Here is a 3,094-nt window from a genome sequence, read left to right as displayed (position 1 = left end):
GCAAGCTTAACAACCATCTTTTTAAATTCTAGCGTATATCGATCATAATGACGCTTTCTAGTTTGCCCCATATTCTTACCCTTTAGATTGACAGAAAATACTGTCAACTAAAGTGGTATAGGTTCAGCGGCGAAGCCGCAGAGTGGAGGTCCGGCCCCGAAGGGGCTAACGTGGTTGTGATTGTTAGGTGTTTTGACCGCACAGACTGTTACCTAAGCTCATACGAAACACATGGTGTTGCTCAATATCTTGGTAGGTGCGGACTATTTCATAGCCCGGCTCAAGAATGCTTTTTTGAACATCTGAATTTCCGCAGGCTTGATCTTTAAACCAGTTGATATTGCTTTCCTTTACTTTTTCGATATCAATTTCGCTGGCCGGCAGCAACAGCGTGTAATGAAAAACTACCGCTGGAAATTCTACCGATACCGAATCCAGTCTTGTGATTGAATCAATCATTTGAGGTGTTTGAGAATTACCAGCTGCCGCAAATCGATTCAACTGCTCAATATCCTTGCTCCTACCATCAATGACTATCCATAAAGCGGCAATCGCCACTACGAGAATCAATGAAACTCCACCTATGGTTCGATACATGACCGACACCTAACGCCCGCAGCATGGGCCGACTGAAGCGAAGCGTAAGGAGGTCCAGGCCGCAACGCGGCCGAACATGGCTGCGATTGTTAGAATAAGTGCCTTTACCTTGCCGTGCACTGAGGCCGAAAGTTTACCGCTAAAAATGCGGACCACCATACCCAAACCTACTAATTAATTTTCGCGGACCACGAAGAGCAAAACTGCAAAGCCTGGCCCACCACTTTAGCAATTGACCAGCTACCACTTTTCGGTAGCTGATAGTAACTGCACTACCTTTCAAAATTGCACGGACCAATATATTCCGTGTACTACACTCTTTCCGTTTGCCTCTGACAACAGAAATACAAATATTCTAACGCCCTAATAACGGGCCGCAACGCAGGCGCAAAGCGCCGGAGTGGAGGTCCGAGCCAGCTTGCTGGCGGGCGTTGATTAGATTGTTATACGTTTTTTCATGCTATTACGCACCATACTTCCTTAGTTCTGGATACGCCAGCGTTACAACAATGAGGATAAGCATTACCACAACTTTTACCGCAAGCTGTATAAGTGAATTACGCCAAACCGCTCTAGAACCTTCCATGTTACTCCACTCTCCAGGCATATCATCATCGAGAGTTACAAGATGACCAATAGCTGCCCAGATAGATAAAGCACATGCACTATAAATATATGGAACAGATGCAAAGACGGATAGAACCACTAATACCGCTGCCATAAATAGCGTTGAGTAAAGTATATTTTTCTTTTCTACGCTGCTCATTCGGTACTTACGTATAACGCTTTTGTAAAAGGCGCGACGCCAGGAGCGTCCTTTTGACAAACTTGTTAACTGTTGCCTGCGCCATAAGTGATACTAATTTTATTGAAAAAGCCCCATTTTGATTCGGCTTTGTATTCGGAGCCATTCAGACTCCTTTCTACGTTTAATTCAGTGTTAGACAGCCATTTTAGGCCCGGCGAGACGTTTTTCGGATGACCGTCAATAATATAAATATTGCCGCCCTCGTTTTTCAGATCATCGCTAAAGTCGATAATAGAAATTTGGGTGCTAAAACCTGTGGTTGCACCACAGTCTCTTTGAAACACCACCGCCTTGTGCTTCCCATCGGGAGATACAACTTGTGAATATACTTCATTCCCGCACATATCGCTTGTTGCGTAAATAAATAAACCGGCTATTGCTAGCGGAACGCCAATTACCGGAACACCCAACGAAAATGCAATTTTCTTCCAGAGCTTCATAGACAGTTAACGCCGTAATATGGGGCAGCCGGAACAGAGTGAAGCGGCGAGTAGGCTGTCCCAGCCCGCGCCCTGCGCGGGCGACATGATTACTTTGTTATACACTTTACTTTAACCCTGGGTAAACACTACGAATACCGGTTATGACACTAACAGCAATGCCGCCCAAGATAACCAGATTGCTAAGCAAAAAGACTCCATCGTTAACCTTTTGGTATAGATACAGCCCGGTGAACACTACCAAGACTACACAAAGCATCGAAAAACTCCCGAGCAGGAAAGCTTTGGAGTCAGAATACTCGCGGCTCGAAATCAGGCCGCTGATAAATGCACTTAAAAAAATCAATAATCCTATAGCAACCCAATTCATCTTCGAGCTCGATCATTCTTGTGTATAACGCCGCCAGCAACTGCCGGAGTGAATTGGCTACTTTTTTGCTTCTTTTTGCAAAAAAGAAGACAGTTTACGGAGGTCAGATTGGCTGGCCTTGTTACGTGTTTGCACTTGATATTTCACCATCAGTTAAATTTATATTGTATACATCACCGTTAAAGTCCGTCACGATGGCAATGTTTTTGTGCAATTCTAGCCCCTCGGTAAATATGTCTGGGCCAGATGAACTCCACATTTTTTCACCCGCCTGGGTATAACATCCAATCTCTAGCTCGCCCCACGTAAGAAGGCAGCTCCTATCTTGAAGCCAGAAAACACCAAAGCATGTAGCGAAATCGACTTTTACACACCAGTTCAATTCGAGCGAAGGTAAGGAAAGTGAATATAGAGCATCACCCGAGGCCATATAAAGAGATTCGCCGTCAAATGCCACTGAGTTTTCGTTAACTCCTGTAGCACCACCAACCCCCAACAATATTGCGGAAGCTAACGTCGCGCCGTTTTCCCTTACAATTACACCATGTGCAGATACATGTTGATACTCATCACTGCGACAGTATTCGTGACTATAGGCTCTCGGATTGTCAGCTGAATTACGAGAGTAAACTGGCTCATCTCTTAACGTAACTTCGTAATTTCCAAATACTTGATTCATGGTTCTAGTACACGTAACGCCCGCATTTGCGGCTGGTTTGTAGCGAAGCGGAAAACCAGTCCGACAAGATGCGCTTGTATGGTCAAATTTCCCCATTAATTAACATTCCTTTAAAGTGAAGCCCCATAACTAGCGGCAACTAGTTATCGGAGTCCCAGCCCGATGATGCACAGATCCTAGAGATCGTTAACAAGCGTGGG

General features: G+C 44.9%; 4 protein-coding genes. All 4 read right to left on the bottom strand.

The window, feature by feature from the left end; translation table 11 throughout:
• Positions 1-183: 183 nt before the first annotated feature.
• The 4 genes from SBL51_RS23145 to SBL51_RS23130 all read right to left on the bottom strand — a co-directional run bounded on the left by SBL51_RS23145 (position 184) and on the right by SBL51_RS23130 (position 2,894).
• Positions 184-597 (bottom strand): hypothetical protein, encoded by a 414-nt coding sequence (locus tag SBL51_RS23145; RefSeq protein ID WP_317933577.1) that lies wholly within the window; start codon positions 595-597, stop codon positions 184-186.
• 463 nt (positions 598-1,060) lie between these two features.
• The gene (locus SBL51_RS23140; RefSeq protein WP_317933576.1) at positions 1,061-1,363 is read right to left on the bottom strand and encodes a hypothetical protein; all 303 of its coding nucleotides are present in this window, start codon (positions 1,361-1,363) and stop codon (positions 1,061-1,063) included.
• A 65-nt stretch (positions 1,364-1,428) separates the two neighbouring features.
• Positions 1,429-1,845, bottom strand: a complete 417-nt coding sequence (locus SBL51_RS23135) for a hypothetical protein (RefSeq protein WP_317933575.1) — start codon at positions 1,843-1,845, stop codon at positions 1,429-1,431.
• A 491-nt stretch (positions 1,846-2,336) separates the two neighbouring features.
• Complete coding sequence (locus SBL51_RS23130) at positions 2,337-2,894, bottom strand: hypothetical protein (RefSeq protein ID WP_317933574.1); 558 nt, start codon at positions 2,892-2,894, stop codon at positions 2,337-2,339.
• Positions 2,895-3,094: the final 200 nt, after the last annotated feature.

This window comes from Halioxenophilus sp. WMMB6 (assembly GCF_033283405.1).
Classification (GTDB): Bacteria; Pseudomonadota; Gammaproteobacteria; order Pseudomonadales; family Cellvibrionaceae; genus Halioxenophilus.
The sequence above is the reverse complement of the archived record's forward strand: the minus strand, read 5'-3'. Positions and strand labels throughout refer to the sequence as shown.